The organism is Nitrospirillum amazonense, assembly GCF_007828045.1.
In the GTDB taxonomy this organism is placed as follows: Bacteria; Pseudomonadota; Alphaproteobacteria; order Azospirillales; family Azospirillaceae; genus Nitrospirillum; species Nitrospirillum amazonense_C.
The window spans coordinates 1-14,002 of record NZ_VITN01000004.1; the positions used below are offsets into that span (position 1 = coordinate 1).

Consider the following 14,002-nt stretch of genomic DNA (forward strand, 5'->3'; position numbering starts at 1 on the left):
GAACTGCTGCCCTGGCGCTGGGCACCCAAGGCCCCGGCAACGCCCGCCGCGGCGGCCTGATCGCCGCCAAACTGCGGCCTACGCCGCATGCTTACTCATCGTGTGTATTTCCAATCGGTTAGAACGCAACGGCGGTGCCCGTCAGGGTGGCGGCGGTGCTCATCGCTCGCTCCTCTCCGGTCAGGGCCCGTGTCACGGTGCTTGAAGTTGGGTTTCGCGCGCCATCCGTTCCTGTCCGCTGCTGGTGCTGCGGATCCGGTACAGAAACTCCCGCCCCTCCAATGGCATGAGGCAAACCACCTCGTAATGGCCCTCGGCGGGCATCTCTCCCAACCGGTGAGGAATGAAGTCTAGGGTCTGGCCAACCGTGAATTTGTGACGACGCAAAGCGTTTGTTTCCCTCTGTCCATTTCCGGCGCGCCATGTGTGACACGGTGCGGCTCTTACGCATCCGGTTCGCGGTGCGGGCGATGATCGAACGGCTTCCTTCGCCAGGGCGCCCCCGGCGGAGCGAAATCAGGGCGCCAGAAGGGTCAGGTCGCGCGCAGGTTCTCGGCCGAGGATTTGCCCCGGCGCGGATCGTGGACGGTATCGAAGCTGATCTTCTGGCCTTCCGCCAAGTTGCCGATGCCGGAGCGCTCGACCGCGGAGATATGGACGAACACGTCACCGGACCCGTCGTCCGCCTGAATGAAACCGAAGCCCTTGGTGCTGTTGAACCACTTAACGACACCGGTGGCCATGGCAGACTCCTGGGGTTTTCGCGGTCGGAATTGCCCTGCGCGAGCGCAGCGGGGCATCAAACATCACGACGGGGAAAAGGGCCGGCTGTGCCGGTCGATAGCCCAGAAGCAAGATCGACTTGCCGACAGTGGGCGCCTTGCGCTGACATTGCAAGCACCGCCTTCCATAACCGTGATGCCCGCGACACGGAACCTTCGGCCGGTCGGACTAGTTCACCGCTCGGGCGGGGATACGCATGACCTAACCCAATCGGCCAAGCCCATTGAGAAGCTTGGCTTAAGAAAACGAGCCACCACCTCATGTTACGGTGGAAAGGTGATCGAAAAGAGGTTTCCCATGCCTGATGTGACGGAAAGAATCTCGACCGGCAATACTGGGCTGGATGAAATTTTACGCGGCGGCCTGCCGCCCCGGCGGCTTTATTTGATCGAGGGGGCGCCCGGTTCGGGCAAGACCACGTTGGCGCTGGAATTTCTTCGCGCGGGCGCGCGAGCAGGCGAGAGGGCCCTGTACATCACCCTGTCGGAAACGCGGGAGGAGTTGGCGGTGGTGGCCGCCTCCCACGGCTGGAGCATCGAGGACTTCGATGTCTTTGAACTGAGCGCCGTCGATGCGGTGATGGGCGAGGGGCGCCAGCAATCCATTCTTCACCCCTGGGAGATGGAACTGGGCGAGACCGTCCGGTTGATCCAGCAGGAGGTCGAGCGTGTACAACCCCATCGTGTGGTGTTCGACAGCCTGTCTGAGATGCGCCTGCTGGCTCAGGATCCGTTGCGCTACCGTCGGCAGGTGTTGGCGCTCAAGCAGTTCTTTGCCGGCCGCAATTCGACCGTCATCCTTGTGGACGACATGACCGGTATCGCCGATGGGCAGGATTCCCATCTGCACAGCATCTGCCACGGTGTCGTGACGCTGGAGCGGCTGACTCTGGAGTTTGGTCCCGCCCGGCGGCGCTTGCAGGTGCAGAAGCTGCGCGGCGTGGATTTCGTCGCCGGCTTCCACGACTTCACCATCCGCGCCGGCGGGCTGGAAATCTATCCCCGGCTGATCGCCGCGCAGCACCATGCGCCGCATGACGGCGAGCCGGTGGAAAGCGGTGTGGCAGAGCTTGATTCCCTCCTCAACGGGGGGCCCTTGCGGGGGACCAGCACCCTTATCACCGGTCCGGCCGGCACCGGGAAAACGACAATCACCCTGCAATACCTCCACGCCGCCTGCGAGCGCGGGGAGCCCGCCACGCTTTACGAGTTCGACGAACGGATCGGCACGTTGCAGACCAGGGCCGCGGCCTTCAACCTGGACATCCAACGGCATGTTGAAAGCGGGCGCTTGCTCATCGAACAGGTGGATCCGGCCGCGCTGTCCCCCGGGGAGTTCACCGCCCGCGTCCGGCATGAGGTCGAGGCGCGCGGCATCAGGATGCTGGTGATCGACAGCCTGAACGGCTACATGGCGGCGATGCCGCAGGAGAAGCAACTGATCCTGCAGATGCATGAGCTGCTGTCCTATCTCAGCCAGAAGGGGGTCGTCACCTTCCTGGTCAATCCCCAGCAGGGACTGCTGGGGACGATGGTGACGAACCTGAACATTTCCTATATCGCCGATGTGGTTTTGCTGCTCCGGTTCTTCGAGGCGGAAGGCCGCATGCGCAAGGCCATCTCGGTATTGAAGAACCGGGCGGGGCACCACGAGGACGCGATACGGGAATTCAAGATCGACGCGTCCGGCCTCCGTGTGGGTCAGTCGTTGACGGACTTCCGTGGCGTCATGACGGGCACGCCCGAATACACGGGCGATCCCGGTCCGCTGATGGAAGACCGTGGCGTCAATGCATAGGACCGCCGCCGAAGGCCACCGCGTGCTCATCTGTGCGCCGTACGGGCGTGACGCTGAAAGCGTCGCGGGCCTATTGGCCGGGGGCGGGTATCATGCCGTCGTCCATGCGGATATCGATGCCTTGGCATCGGGGATCGACGATGAAACCGGCGTCGTCCTGCTGACGGAAGAGGCGTTGGGCCGCAGCATCGCGACGCTGCGCGCGGCGCTCACCGTCCAGCCGGATTGGTCCGACATTCCCGTCGTCCTGCTGGCGGCGCAACGCACGGCGCAGACGCGGGCTCTGGAGGCGGCGCGGGCCCAACTGTGGACCTTGTTCGGCAATGCGCTGGTCCTGGAGCGTCCGCTGAGCGTGCAATCCCTGCTGAGCGCCGTGGACACCGCGATGCGGTCGCGGCAAAAGCAATTCGAAATGCGCGACCGGCTGCAGGAGCGCGACCGGGCTCGCCGCGCTCTGGCGGAAAACGAGGCGCAGCTCCGCTTGGCCACCGATGCCGCCGAGATCGGCTTCTGGGATGTCGATCCCGTGAACGGCACGTTGTTCTGGCCGCCGCGGGTCAAGGCCATGTTCGGGATATCGCCGGAGGCCGAGGTGTCGATGGCGGATTTTTATGCCGGCCTCCACCCGGAAGACGCGCAGGCCACATCCCAGGCGTTCGCGGCGGCATGCGATCCCCAGCGGCGATCCCTGTATGACGTGGAGTACCGGACCATCGGCAAGGAGGATGGAGTGGTCCGCTGGATCGCCGCCAAAGGAAGGGCCATCTTCGATGACGACGATCGTTGCGTCCGGGTAATCGGCACCGCGATCGACGTGACGCGCCGGAAGGTCGCGGAGCTGGAGTTGAAATCGCTCAACGAGACCCTGGAAGAACGGGTGACGGAGCGTACCGGCCGGCTCATGCGGGCGGAGGCCGCCCTCCGGCAAAGTCAGAAGATGGAGGCGGTCGGCCAGCTCACGGGCGGCATCGCGCATGACTTCAATAACATGCTGACCGGGATCATCGGCTCGCTGGACATCATGCGCCGCCGCATCGCCGTCGGCCAAATCGACAAGCTGGATCGCTACATGGACGCGGCGACCACCTCCGCCCAGCGCGCCGCGACGCTGACGGCACGGTTGCTGGCGTTTTCGCGCCGGCAGTCGTTGGATGCCAAGCCGCTCGACATATGCCGGCTCGTGCGGTCGCTGGAGGAGCTTCTGCGCCGGACGATCCTGGAGACCATAGAGTTGCGGATCATCGACGGGACGGATCTGCCCCATGCGGTGGCCGACGCGAACCAGTTGGAAAACGCCATCCTCAACCTGGTGATCAATGCGCGCGACGCCATGCCCGATGGCGGCCAACTGACGGTGGAGACCAAGGTGGTCGATCTCGACGCCGCCTATGTCGCGACACGCCCTGAGATCACCGTCGGCAAATATGTGGTGGTCACCGTTTCCGACACGGGGGTGGGCATGTCGGCGGATGTGATCGAAAAGGCGTTCGAGCCATTCTTCACGACCAAGCCTGTGGGGCAGGGCACCGGTCTCGGCCTGTCCATGGTCTACGGCTTCGCGCGGCAGTCGGGGGGCCAAGTTCGCATCCACAGCCAGCCGGGCGTGGGGACGACGGTATCGATTTACCTGCATGCGGCCGATGCGCCGCAGCAGCAGGAGGCTGCGGCCCAGGCCCCAGCCCCATCCGAGGGGAAAGGCCAGCGCGTGCTGGTCGTCGAGGACGACACGTCCGTCCGCCTGCTGATCCGGGATGTCCTGGAGGAACTTTCCTATGAGGTGGAAGAGGCGGGCGAGGCCAACGCCGCCATCACGGTGCTGAAGTCGGACCGGCCGATCAGCCTGATGGTCTCCGACGTCGGCTTGCCCGGAATCAATGGTCGGCAATTGGCCGAGATCGCGCGCGAGCACCGCCCCGACCTGCCCGTCATCTTCGTCACCGGCTATGCCGAAAACGCGGCGATCCGTGCGGGCTTCCTTGGAACCAACATGACCATGATCACCAAGCCCTTCACCCTGGAGGTGCTCGCGGCCAAGGTGTCGGAAATGATGGAGGGCGGCAAAGATGCCGCGCCCCACGCGAACTAGAGGCACAGTGCTTGCGCTGTGGGTTGTGCAAGCTCAAGCGGGCTGATCCTGGCTCAGGACGGTGCGTCCTGTGGGTCGAGAAGAACCCAAAGCCGGGCTATTCTGGTGCCCTCGAATTCGGCGGCATCAGCGCCCGTGACGATCACCGGTCCTCCGATCGGGCCAGCGTGCCAGCCCAAGACGGCCAAGCCGTGATGTCCCACGGCTTTCCTGTCGGGAACGAAGGAAAAGGTCGGCCCGAACTGCTCGAGCAACCGGCCTGCGGTGGCGCTGATCGCAGCGCGGCCCCGTACCACGCCGTCCGGCTCGAACATGACTGGATCATCCACATAGAGGTCAGCCATTGCGAGCGCACGCCGGTCCGGGTCGCGTTCATTGAACACCCGCTCGAGATTGGCGCGGAGCAGGGCGTCGTAGTCATGGGGCGTTTCTGCGTCTGACATCGATAGTCCTTTCGTGGCGAACTGGTGCCCGTGCTGGAAGACCATGCGGTGGAGCGAACTGCGGTGGCCGCGCTTTGGCCGGAAAGCCGGCGAGGCAGCCCCAATGTCAGGGCGTTCCTTTTCTTCCTCGCCGAAGTCTATCATCGACCAGAGGACGAGGGCGGCAGCCCCTGATCCGCGGCGCCCAATACCGAGGCCACCGCGTCATAGTAGGGAAAGCCCGCGCGGGCGCCGATGGCGGTGATGGCCAGGCTGGCGGCGGCGGCGGCGAAGCGCAGGGCGTCGGCCAGGTGGTCGCCGCTCAGCAGGCGGGCCAGCACGGCGGCGTTGAAGCAATCGCCGGCCCCGGTCGCGTCGACCATACGGGCGGGGAATGCGCGCTGAGTCACGCTTTCGTCGCCCCGCACGGCGATGGCTCCCCGGGCGCCCAAGGTCACCACCACCAGCCCCGGCCCCTGTTTCAGCAGCGGCCGTGCATGGTCCGGGGCGGGGGGCAGGCCGGTCGCGGCGCGGAATCCGCCCTCATTGAAGAACACGATGTCGGCCAAGGGCAGCAGTGCCGCCAGCCGCTCCGGGCCGGGAGCCACCGCCGCCTCCACGTCGATGGCGACCAGGGTGCCGGCGGCGCGGGCCAGGCGGCTCACGGCCTCGAACTCCGCCAGATCGTATGGCATGGCGTAGACGACGCGGGACTGTTCCAGGGCCGGGGCCAGGGTGGCCGTATCCAACGGCCAGCCGGGCAGCGGCGCGTAGACCAGCGCTTTCTCCCCATTCCCCTGCACCAGGATCAGGGCTGTGGCGCAGGGCCCGGCCACCGGCCGCACCCACTTTGGGTCGACACCGAAGCGTTGGAACTCCGCCACCAGGAAATTGCCGTCGTCGCGGCCGACCCGGCCGTACGCCGCGCTTGGCAGGCCCAGGCGGGCGGCGGCGCAGGCCACGTTGGCCGCCGTGCCGCCGGCGTGTCGGCCCATGTGCCGGCCCAGCACCTTTTCATCCGCCGCCGGCGCGCGGTCGACGGCGAAGACCAGATCGACATTGGGGTCGCCATAGGCCAGCAGGCCAAAGCGGCGGGGCACGGGCGGGATCATGGGGCCGCTCCCGTGCCGGCGATCGTCCGGAAGCGGCCGGCCCGGGCGGCGGCGTCGCCGGCGGCCAGCGCCAGGGTTTGACCCTGCGTCAGCAACGGCAGGGGCGTCATGGGCTCAGCCAGGTCAGGCACGGGGAAGTCCGTCCCACCCAGCACCGCCACCGCCGCACCGCGCGCGCGGGCGGCGGTGGCGGTATCGGCCAGGTGGTCCGCGGCGCGCGCGCCGGGGGGCGCCAGGACCAGCACCAGGTCGGCGGGTGTCAGGGCCTGCAGGCGCAGGGCGTGGTGGAACTCCTCCACCGCATGGGACAGGGCCGCCAGTCCCGCCGCCGCCGTCAGCAGGTCGGCGATGCAGCGCGCGGCACCGGTGTTGGGGCCGGCACCGACGATGTGCAGATGGCGCCGGGTGGCCAGCGTGGCGCCCAGGGCGTGGATTGCGGCGTCCGATCGCAGGATGCTCTCCAGGACGGCCGGCATGGCGGCCATTTGGCGGCGAACCTCCGTCGCGATGGGGCGTCGCCGCGCTTCACCCCATTCCAGCGCCAGCAGGATGAGAACGGCCAGGGCGGCGGTGGTCGATTGCGTGGGCATGCCGTCCTTGCTGGCGCCGGGGCACAGGCCCCACACCGGCGGGGCCAGGAAGGGTGTGCACGCCCGATCGCAGATGCCGATGACCAAGGCGCCGCTGTCCTGGGCGCGGGCCAGGGCGTCATGGGCGGGCGACGGCCGCCCGCTGGAACTGATCACCGCCACGGCGGTGCGGGCTCCCAGGTCGGGGTGGCCGTACCGCGCCAGTTCGAAGGCCTGAACCGCCTGGCAGGGAATGCCGGCATAGGCGGCGAAGGCCGGCGTGGCCATCAGCCCGACGGATAGGCTGTCGCCGGACCCGGCCAGCAGCAGGCGGCCGATCCCCCGGGCAGTCAGCACCGCCGCCAAGTCCCGCACCGGCGCCGCCAGGTGGCTTAGCGCCCGGCTCACGGCGGCGGGGGTGTCTGCCCATTCCCGCGCCGTGGCGGGCAGGGGCATCAGAGTATCAGCCTCCGTCATGCCGCCAGCCGCCGCTGGGCGATGGCGGCCAGGTCGACCGCCAGGGCATCCAGACCGTAGTCCGCCGCGTTCACCGCCCTGAATTCGGCGGTGAGGCCGGCGGGCAGGGCGGAGACGCCGCACAGGGCGCCAGCCAGCGCCCCGGCCATGGTGGCGATGGAATCGGTGTCGTTGCCGATGGTGGCCGACAGGGCGATGGTGCGCAGCGGGTCGCCCTTGGCATAGGCCAGGATGGCGATGGCAGCCGGTACGGATTCCGCCGCCAGGACGGAGGCGCCGACCCGCGCGTCCAGGGCGTCGAGGAAGGCCAGATCGTCCGTCGCCCGCGCGGCGATCTCCAACGCCAGGTCCAGGCGCGCCTGGAAGCGGGGGCCGGGGCCCACGCGGGCATGCCGGGCGGCCAGGGTGGCGCCCTGGCGTCCGCCCTCGATGCAGGCGGTGATGACGGCGGCGATGTCGTCCGTCACCAGGGCCCGGGCCGTGCCGGCGGCGATGGCGCAGGCGGCAGCGATGGCGACATCGGTGTCGTGCGAGGGCAGGCAGGTCACCAGCGCCTGGGCGCAGGCGGCGTCGAGGTCGCCAGGGTGGACCAAGCCGGCGGGCGCCACCCGCATGGCGGCGCCGTTGGTGGTGCCGATGGTCGTCATCTTGCGCCGAGACTGACCGATCACCCCCACCAGGGCCGGGTCGGTGCCGGCACGCAGGGCCGCCACGATGCCCACCGTGCTGGGCCCCATGAAGCCGGCCTTGGGCGAGGTGTCGGCCCAGTCCAGCAGGCAGGCGACCCAGCCGGCCGCGTCCAGGCTGCCGCCGCCGCGCACCAGGGCGCGAGCCAGGTAGTACATCTGGCTGGCGTCGTCCGTCACCTCCGCCCTCTTGCCGGCGTTGGCGCCGGCGAAGGTGTCGACCGTTGGCGTCACGAAGCCGGTAACCAGGCCGCCGTGGGCGGCCAGTATCTCGGCCATGGACCATTGCTCGGTGGGGGCGCCCAGCGCGTCGCCCATGCCGGCCAGCAACAGCGAACCGGCGATCCGGTCATGCAGGGAGGATGTGGTCATGGATGTCATGTCCGTCAGGAGGAAAGAAGGGTGGCGCGACCGGCCGCGGCGCGGCGCCGGGCGGCCAGGCGTTGGTGCTGCTTGACCAGGACCAGGGCGGCGATGGTGACCAGGGGCGGGATCATGAAAACCACCTCGGCCGGCACCGCCAGCAGGCCCAGGCGGGCGGCTATGACGGTGGCGCCGCCGAACACCAGCGCCGCCACCACCGTACCCAAGGGCCGGCGGCCCCCCAGGAACACGGCGGCCAGCGCCAGATATCCCCGTCCCGCCGCCATGTCGGCTTGAAACAGCGTCAGGTAGCCCATGCCGAGAAAGACGCCGCCGCCGCTGGCCAGCAGGCCGCTCAGCAGCAGGCCGGCATAGCGCAGCCGCTTCACCGCCAGTCCGGCGGCCAGGGCTGCCTCCGCGTTTTCCCCCGCCGCCCTGAGGCGCAGGCCGAAGACGGTGTGGCGCAACGTCCACGCGATCAGGCCGGTGGCGGCCAGGGCGCCGTAGACCAGCACGTTGTGCCCGGCGCCCCCGTCGCCGTTCAGCAGGGCGCCCAGCACCGGCACGTCGCCCAGTTCCGGCCAGCGCAGGTTGGGCAGGGCGAAGCTGGTCAGGCTGGCGGTCGAACCCTTGTCACCCGTCAGGTGGGCCATCAGCAGCACCGTCAATCCCTGGGCCAGGATGTTCAGCCCGATGCCGGCGACGATCAGGTCGGCCCCCAGTTCCAGATGGAACACGGCCAGCAGGCCCGCCAGCGCCGTGCCGGCCAGCAAGCCGGCGGCACAGCCCAGCCAGGGGTGCAGCCACAGGGGGGCGTCCGGGAACCACAGGCCGGAATAGGCGGAGGTGATGACGCCGGCGAAGGCGGCCACCAGCATCACGCCCTCCAGTGCCACGTTGATGCAGCCGGCCAGTTCAGAGATCAGGCCGCCCAGGCTGGCGAAGACGATGGGGGTGGCGGCGCGCAGGGTGGCGACCGCCACCATGGCGGCGACGGTGCCGGCCGCGACAAGGTCCAGGCTCATGCCGCCCTCCCCCCGATGCGCGCCCGGACGCGTGCGCCCGTCCGGCGGGCCAAGCCCAGGGCCAGGGGCGCCAGGCGGTCCGACACCACGAACAGGATGATCAGCGCCTGGATGACCAGAACCACCTCGCGGGGGACATCGGTGGCGCGCTCCATCGCCTGGGCGCCCACGCGCAGGTAGGCGTAGCCCAGCGCCGCCAGGGGCAGGGCGCCTACCCGTCCGCGCGCCAGCAGCGCCACCACGATGCCCTCCAGCCCGATGCCGGGGGTGAGGTCGATGGGCAGACGCTTCAGCAGGGCGTTCGACACGTGGAAACCCGCCAGCCCGGCGAACGCGCCGCCCAGCGCGAACGCCAATACCGTGGCCCGGGCCACCGGCACCCCGGCCCGGACCGCGAACCAGGGGTTGGCGCCGGCGAGGTCGATCTCATACCCCAGGGTTGTCCGGCGCAGCAGGAACAGAGCCGCCGCCACGGCCGCCGGCGCCACCAGCACCATGGCCGTCACGGTGGTGCGCGCGATCAGCGGCGCCAGGGTCGCCGCGTCGGGCAGCGGCGGCGTGGTGATGAAGCCGGCGGTGGGGTCGTTCAGCACCCGGCCCACCACCAGACGGTAAACCTGCACCGCCACCACGTTCAGCATCAGGGTGGTCACGATCTCATTGGCCTCGAACCGGGTTTTCAGCAACCCCGCCACCAGGCCCCAGGCGGCGCCGGCCGCCGCCGCCGCCAGGAAGGCGAGCGGCAGCGCGATGGCCGCAGGCACGTCCCCCACGCCCAGGCTGACGACCGCCGCCGCCAGCGCGCCCATGAACAGCTGGCCGTCCGCCCCCAAGGAGAACTGCCGCGCGCGGAAGGGAATGGCGATGGCCAGCCCCACCAGGGTCAGGGTGGTGGCGTCCTGCAGCCAGGCGCCGAAGCGCACCAGCCGATGCACGACCACGCGGCCGTCCACGGCGCGCTCGATCGAGGGCAGGGGACCGGTCAGCAGCGCGCGGAGGGCGGCCCAGGGCTGGTCGCTGACACAGGCCATGATAGCGAAGCCCAAGGCCAGGGCAGCACCCACGGCCAGGGCGATGCGGGCCCCTTCACGCGACGGCGTCATGGTCACCCCTTTCACGGCGGGGACCCAGCCCCGTCATGTGCAGGCCCAGGGTCTGGGCATCGACCGCCCCAGCCTCGAACCGGGCGACAATCCGCCCCCGGTACAGCACGCCGATGCGGTCCGATAGGGCCAGCAGTTCATCGAGGTCAGCCGAAATCAGCAGGATGGCGGCGCCCTGGTCGCGCAACGCGGCCAGGCGGGTGTGCAGGGCGGCGGCAGCCGCGATGTCCACGCCCCGGGTCGGCTGGCTGGCGACCAGGAAGGCGGGGGCGTCGGCGATCTCACGCGCCAGGATCAGCTTCTGCATATTGCCGCCGGACAGGGCGCCCATGGGCTGGTACGGTCCGGCCGCGCGGACGCCGAACCCGTCGATCACCGCCTGCGCCCAGCGCCGCGCGGTCCGGCGATCAATCAGGCCCCGGCGCGACAGGGGCGGGTGGGCGTAGCGGGTGGCCAGCAGGTTGTCGAGAATGCTGAGCGTCGGGGCGGCGCCGTCGTGCAGCCGGTCCTCCGTCACCACCGCCACGCCCAGGGCGCGGGCGGCGCGGGGGGACAGGCCGGTGAAGACCCGGCCATCCAGGCGGGCGTCGCCGGCGCTGGGGATGGCGGCGCCTGACAGCAGGCGCGCCAGCACGTCCTGGCCGTTACCTTCCACCCCGGCGATGCCCAGGATCTCGCCGGGCGCCACGTCGAAGCCGACATCGCGCAGCCGGATGGCCCCGTCATCATCGACATAACCCAGGCCGCGGGCGACGATACGCGGCGCCGGGCGGGCGCCTGCAACCCGGCGGGGGGCCGGGGGCGACAGTTCCCGGCCCACCATCAGGTGGGACAGCGCCCCCTCGTCCAACTCCGCCATGCGGGCGCTGCCGGTGACCCGGCCCTGGCACAGGACGGTCACGCCGCCGGCCAGGGCCTTCACCTCATCCAGCTTGTGGGTGATGACCAGGACGGTGCGGCCGGCGGCGGCCAGTTGGCGCAGGGTGGCGAACAGGGTTGCCGTCTCCGGCGGGGTCAGGACGGCCGTGGGCTCATCCAGCAACAGGATGCGGGCGCCCCGGTGCAGTACCTTCAGGATTTCCACCCGCTGGCGTACTCCCACCGGCAGGCTGGCCACCGTTGCCGTCGGGTCCACGGCCAGCCCGGATTGCTCCACCAACTCCCGGACCCGGGCCGCCGCCGCTACCCGGTCCAGCCGGCCGCCGGGCCGGCGCGGCTCATGTCCCAGCACCACGTTTTCCGCCACCGTCAGCGACGCCACCAGGTTCAGGTGCTGCGCGACCAAGCCGATCCCGGCGGCGATGGCGTCGCCGGGGTGGCGAAAGTCCACCGGCCGGCCATGGACGCGCAGGATGCCGGCCGTCGGCCGCTCCAGCCCGTACAGCATCTTCATCACCGTGGACTTGCCGGCGCCGTTCTCGCCCACCAGGGCGTGGGTCTCTCCGGCCGCCACGGCGAAGCTGACACCGCTGTTGGCCAAGGTGCCGTCGGGGTAGCGCTTCTCCACCTTTTCCAGGGCTATAGCCGAGGATGGGGCCAAGGGCGGGGCGGCGGGCGGGGCGGCGGGCGGGGCGGCGGCGGGGGTCATGGCCGCCCCCCTGGGAAGGCGGTGGGTACGGTCAGGGTGCCGTCGATGATACCCTGGCGCGCGGCCGCCACTGCGGCGCGGACGGCGGGCGGCACGGTCAGGGCGGCGGCCGGGTTGTCCGCCAGGCCGATGGCGCCTTCTTTCAGGCCCAGGGACTCCGTCCGGCCCAGCGGCAGGCGGCCTTGTTGCCACAGCCGCAGGGCGCGCAGGATGGCGGCGTCCACATTCTTCATGACGGAGGTCAGGATGCGGGCGGCGCGGCGGGGGCTGGACGCGCGGTAGAGGGCCGCCTGATCGGAATCGACACCAATGACGTAGCGGCCGGTTTCCTCGGCCGCCTCGATGACACCCTGGCCGGTGGCCCCTGCCACCTGGAAGATGACGCTGGCCCCCTGGCCATACTGGGCCTTGGCGATCTCCTTGCCCGTCGCGGGGTCGGAGAAGGAATTGGCGAACTGGCGCAGGACGGTGATGCCGGGTGCCGCATCCTGCGCCCCGGCCCCGTAGCCGGCGGCGAAATCGTTGATGACGGGGATGGGCATGGCGCCCACCAGTCCCACCACCCCCGGCCCCCCGCTTGGTGCGGTTCCGGGTATCGCACCGGCCCGCACCAGGCCGGCCGCCAGCACGCCGGCCAGATAGCCGCCCTCGTTCTGGCGAAAGCGCATGGAATAGACATTGCCGCAGGCGCAGTGGGCGTAATCGACCACGCCGTCGAACAGGATGAAGGTGACGTCCGGATAGTCGGGGGCCACCTTCTGCACCAGCGGCCCCATGGTGTAGGTGCCGGTGACGATGATGGGGAAGTCGCCGCTGTCGGCCAGGTCCACCAGGCCGCTTTCCCACCGGGTGGGGTCATAGCCGCCCTCGATGGTGCGGGTGGCCAGGTGCAGGTCGGCCTCCGCCTGGCGCAGGCCCCGGGCCGCGGAATCGAAAAAGGACTTGTCGCCCAGCGCCCCGTTGACGAAGAAGGCCACGCGCGCGGGCTGGCCGTCGGCCGCACGCGCACCGGCTAGCGCCAGCATCGCCATCACCATCAGCATCAGGGCGCGCGCCGCTCCCCTCATGGCAGACGGGCCAGGCGCTCGGCCATCAGGGACAGCAGGCCATCCGTGTCCAGGCCGGTGTACAGCGCGGCGTTGACCTCGCCATCCTGGTGCAGGCGGCAGCACCCCTCATCGGGACCCGGTCGCCAGTCCACCTCCAACCGGCCGGTTCGCCCGCTGAACAGTTGGGGCCGCAGCAGGGCCGCCACCGGGCAGGCATCGTGCAGCAGGGGATCCTGTTCGCCATACACCGCCAGCATGGCGGCCAGGGCCTGGGCGGATCGCGTGGGTTGGGCTGCCAGAGCCGCCAGCCAGGCGGGCGTCATGGCCGCCTGGCTGGTTACGTCCAGCGGGAAGACCTCCAGCTTGGCGCCTGCGGTCAGGACCACATGGGCGGCGGCCGGGTCCGCCCAGAAATTGAACTCCGCCGCCGGGGTGACATTGCCGGGGCAATGGGCCGCCCCGCCCATGATGTGGAGGGAGCGGGCCCGTGCCAGCAGGCCGGGGTGCCGTATCTCCGCCAAGGCCAGGTTGGTCAGCGGCCCCATGGCCACGACCGTCAGATCCGTCCCCAGCGGCGACAGCAACAGATGGGCCAGGGCGTCGGCGGCATGGGCAGCCAATCCCGGGGTCGCCACCGGCCGCGCATCCCCGCCCAGGCTCACCCCGCCCAGCCCGTCCTCGCCATGCACCAGATTGGTCCGGGCCTGGGGATACAGCAGCGGCCGGGCGGCGCCGGCATGAACGGGAATGTCCGGCCGGCCGAACAGGTCCAGCAGGCGCCGGGCGTTGGCGGCGGTGATGGCCACCGGCCGGTTGCCGGCCACGCAGGTCACCGCGCGCACGTCCAGTTCGGGGGAGGCTACCGCCAAGGCCAGGGCCAGGGCGTCGTCGATGCCGGGATCACAGTCAATCAGAACCGCAGTCATGAACGTCTTTCTTGGG

At 70.0% G+C, this 14,002-nt stretch carries 12 protein-coding genes; 2 read left to right on the top strand and 10 right to left on the bottom strand.

The window, feature by feature from the left end:
* Nucleotides 1-533: 533 nt before the first annotated feature.
* On the bottom strand, nt 534-743 hold the full coding sequence (locus tag FBZ89_RS07610; RefSeq protein ID WP_145749419.1) for a cold-shock protein: 210 nt from the start codon (nt 741-743) through the stop codon (nt 534-536).
* Nucleotides 744-1,080: 337 nt separating this feature from the next.
* Here FBZ89_RS07610 and FBZ89_RS07615 point away from each other — a divergent pair, with 337 nt between their 5' ends.
* Entirely contained in the window at nt 1,081-2,580 is a 1,500-nt protein-coding gene (locus FBZ89_RS07615) for an ATPase domain-containing protein (RefSeq protein ID WP_145749420.1), read from the top strand.
* Entirely contained in the window at nt 2,573-4,666 is a 2,094-nt protein-coding gene (locus FBZ89_RS07620; protein WP_145749421.1) for a PAS domain-containing sensor histidine kinase, read from the top strand. The genes FBZ89_RS07615 and FBZ89_RS07620 overlap by 8 nt, the downstream gene beginning before the upstream one ends.
* Nucleotides 4,667-4,719: 53 nt before the next feature.
* On the opposite strand, the gene FBZ89_RS07625 is transcribed toward FBZ89_RS07620, so the two are convergent.
* The 9 genes from FBZ89_RS07625 to FBZ89_RS07665 all read right to left on the bottom strand — a co-directional run bounded on the left by FBZ89_RS07625 (nt 4,720) and on the right by FBZ89_RS07665 (nt 13,986).
* Nucleotides 4,720-5,109 carry a nuclear transport factor 2 family protein gene (locus FBZ89_RS07625; RefSeq protein WP_145749422.1) on the bottom strand — a complete coding sequence of 130 codons (390 nt, stop codon included), beginning with the start codon at nt 5,107-5,109 and terminating at the stop codon, nt 4,720-4,722.
* A gap of 140 nt (nt 5,110-5,249) precedes the next feature.
* Nucleotides 5,250-6,200, bottom strand: a complete 951-nt coding sequence (locus FBZ89_RS07630) for a carbohydrate kinase family protein (RefSeq protein ID WP_145749423.1) — start codon at nt 6,198-6,200, stop codon at nt 5,250-5,252.
* On the bottom strand, nt 6,197-7,225 hold the full coding sequence (locus tag FBZ89_RS07635) for an SIS domain-containing protein (RefSeq protein WP_145749424.1): 1,029 nt from the start codon (nt 7,223-7,225) through the stop codon (nt 6,197-6,199). Before FBZ89_RS07635 ends, FBZ89_RS07630 begins: the two co-directional genes overlap by 4 nt.
* Nucleotides 7,226-7,242: 17 nt before the next feature.
* The gene (locus tag FBZ89_RS07640; RefSeq protein ID WP_145749425.1) at nt 7,243-8,304 is read right to left on the bottom strand and encodes an ADP-ribosylglycohydrolase family protein; all 1,062 of its coding nucleotides are present in this window, start codon (nt 8,302-8,304) and stop codon (nt 7,243-7,245) included.
* A 14-nt stretch (nt 8,305-8,318) separates the two neighbouring features.
* Nucleotides 8,319-9,320 (bottom strand): ABC transporter permease, encoded by a 1,002-nt coding sequence (locus FBZ89_RS07645; protein WP_145749426.1) that lies wholly within the window; start codon nt 9,318-9,320, stop codon nt 8,319-8,321.
* Nucleotides 9,317-10,423, bottom strand: coding sequence for an ABC transporter permease (locus FBZ89_RS07650; RefSeq protein WP_145749427.1), 1,107 nt, complete (start codon nt 10,421-10,423; stop codon nt 9,317-9,319). Before FBZ89_RS07650 ends, FBZ89_RS07645 begins: the two co-directional genes overlap by 4 nt.
* A complete protein-coding gene (locus FBZ89_RS07655) occupies nt 10,407-12,011 on the bottom strand; it encodes an ABC transporter ATP-binding protein (protein ID WP_145749428.1) in 1,605 nt (534 codons plus the stop codon). Before FBZ89_RS07655 ends, FBZ89_RS07650 begins: the two co-directional genes overlap by 17 nt.
* Nucleotides 12,008-13,078, bottom strand: a complete 1,071-nt coding sequence (locus tag FBZ89_RS07660; RefSeq protein WP_145749429.1) for a BMP family ABC transporter substrate-binding protein — start codon at nt 13,076-13,078, stop codon at nt 12,008-12,010. The genes FBZ89_RS07655 and FBZ89_RS07660 overlap by 4 nt, the downstream gene beginning before the upstream one ends.
* A complete protein-coding gene (locus FBZ89_RS07665; protein WP_145749430.1) occupies nt 13,075-13,986 on the bottom strand; it encodes a nucleoside hydrolase in 912 nt (303 codons plus the stop codon). The genes FBZ89_RS07660 and FBZ89_RS07665 overlap by 4 nt, the downstream gene beginning before the upstream one ends.
* Nucleotides 13,987-14,002 lie beyond the last annotated feature (16 nt).

Coding starts and splice junctions, on each gene's coding strand:
- FBZ89_RS07610 (WP_145749419.1), bottom strand. CDS start 743: ATGGCCACCGGTGTCGTTAAGTGGTTCAACAGCACCAAGGGCTTCGGT.
- FBZ89_RS07615 (WP_145749420.1), top strand. CDS start 1,081: ATGCCTGATGTGACGGAAAGAATCTCGACCGGCAATACTGGGCTGGAT.
- FBZ89_RS07620 (WP_145749421.1), top strand. CDS start 2,573: ATGCATAGGACCGCCGCCGAAGGCCACCGCGTGCTCATCTGTGCGCCG.
- FBZ89_RS07625 (WP_145749422.1), bottom strand. CDS start 5,109: ATGTCAGACGCAGAAACGCCCCATGACTACGACGCCCTGCTCCGCGCC.
- FBZ89_RS07630 (WP_145749423.1), bottom strand. CDS start 6,200: ATGATCCCGCCCGTGCCCCGCCGCTTTGGCCTGCTGGCCTATGGCGAC.
- FBZ89_RS07635 (WP_145749424.1), bottom strand. CDS start 7,225: ATGCCCCTGCCCGCCACGGCGCGGGAATGGGCAGACACCCCCGCCGCC.
- FBZ89_RS07640 (WP_145749425.1), bottom strand. CDS start 8,304: ATGACCACATCCTCCCTGCATGACCGGATCGCCGGTTCGCTGTTGCTG.
- FBZ89_RS07645 (WP_145749426.1), bottom strand. CDS start 9,320: ATGAGCCTGGACCTTGTCGCGGCCGGCACCGTCGCCGCCATGGTGGCG.
- FBZ89_RS07650 (WP_145749427.1), bottom strand. CDS start 10,423: ATGACGCCGTCGCGTGAAGGGGCCCGCATCGCCCTGGCCGTGGGTGCT.
- FBZ89_RS07655 (WP_145749428.1), bottom strand. CDS start 12,011: ATGACCCCCGCCGCCGCCCCGCCCGCCGCCCCGCCCGCCGCCCCGCCC.
- FBZ89_RS07660 (WP_145749429.1), bottom strand. CDS start 13,078: ATGAGGGGAGCGGCGCGCGCCCTGATGCTGATGGTGATGGCGATGCTG.
- FBZ89_RS07665 (WP_145749430.1), bottom strand. CDS start 13,986: ATGACTGCGGTTCTGATTGACTGTGATCCCGGCATCGACGACGCCCTG.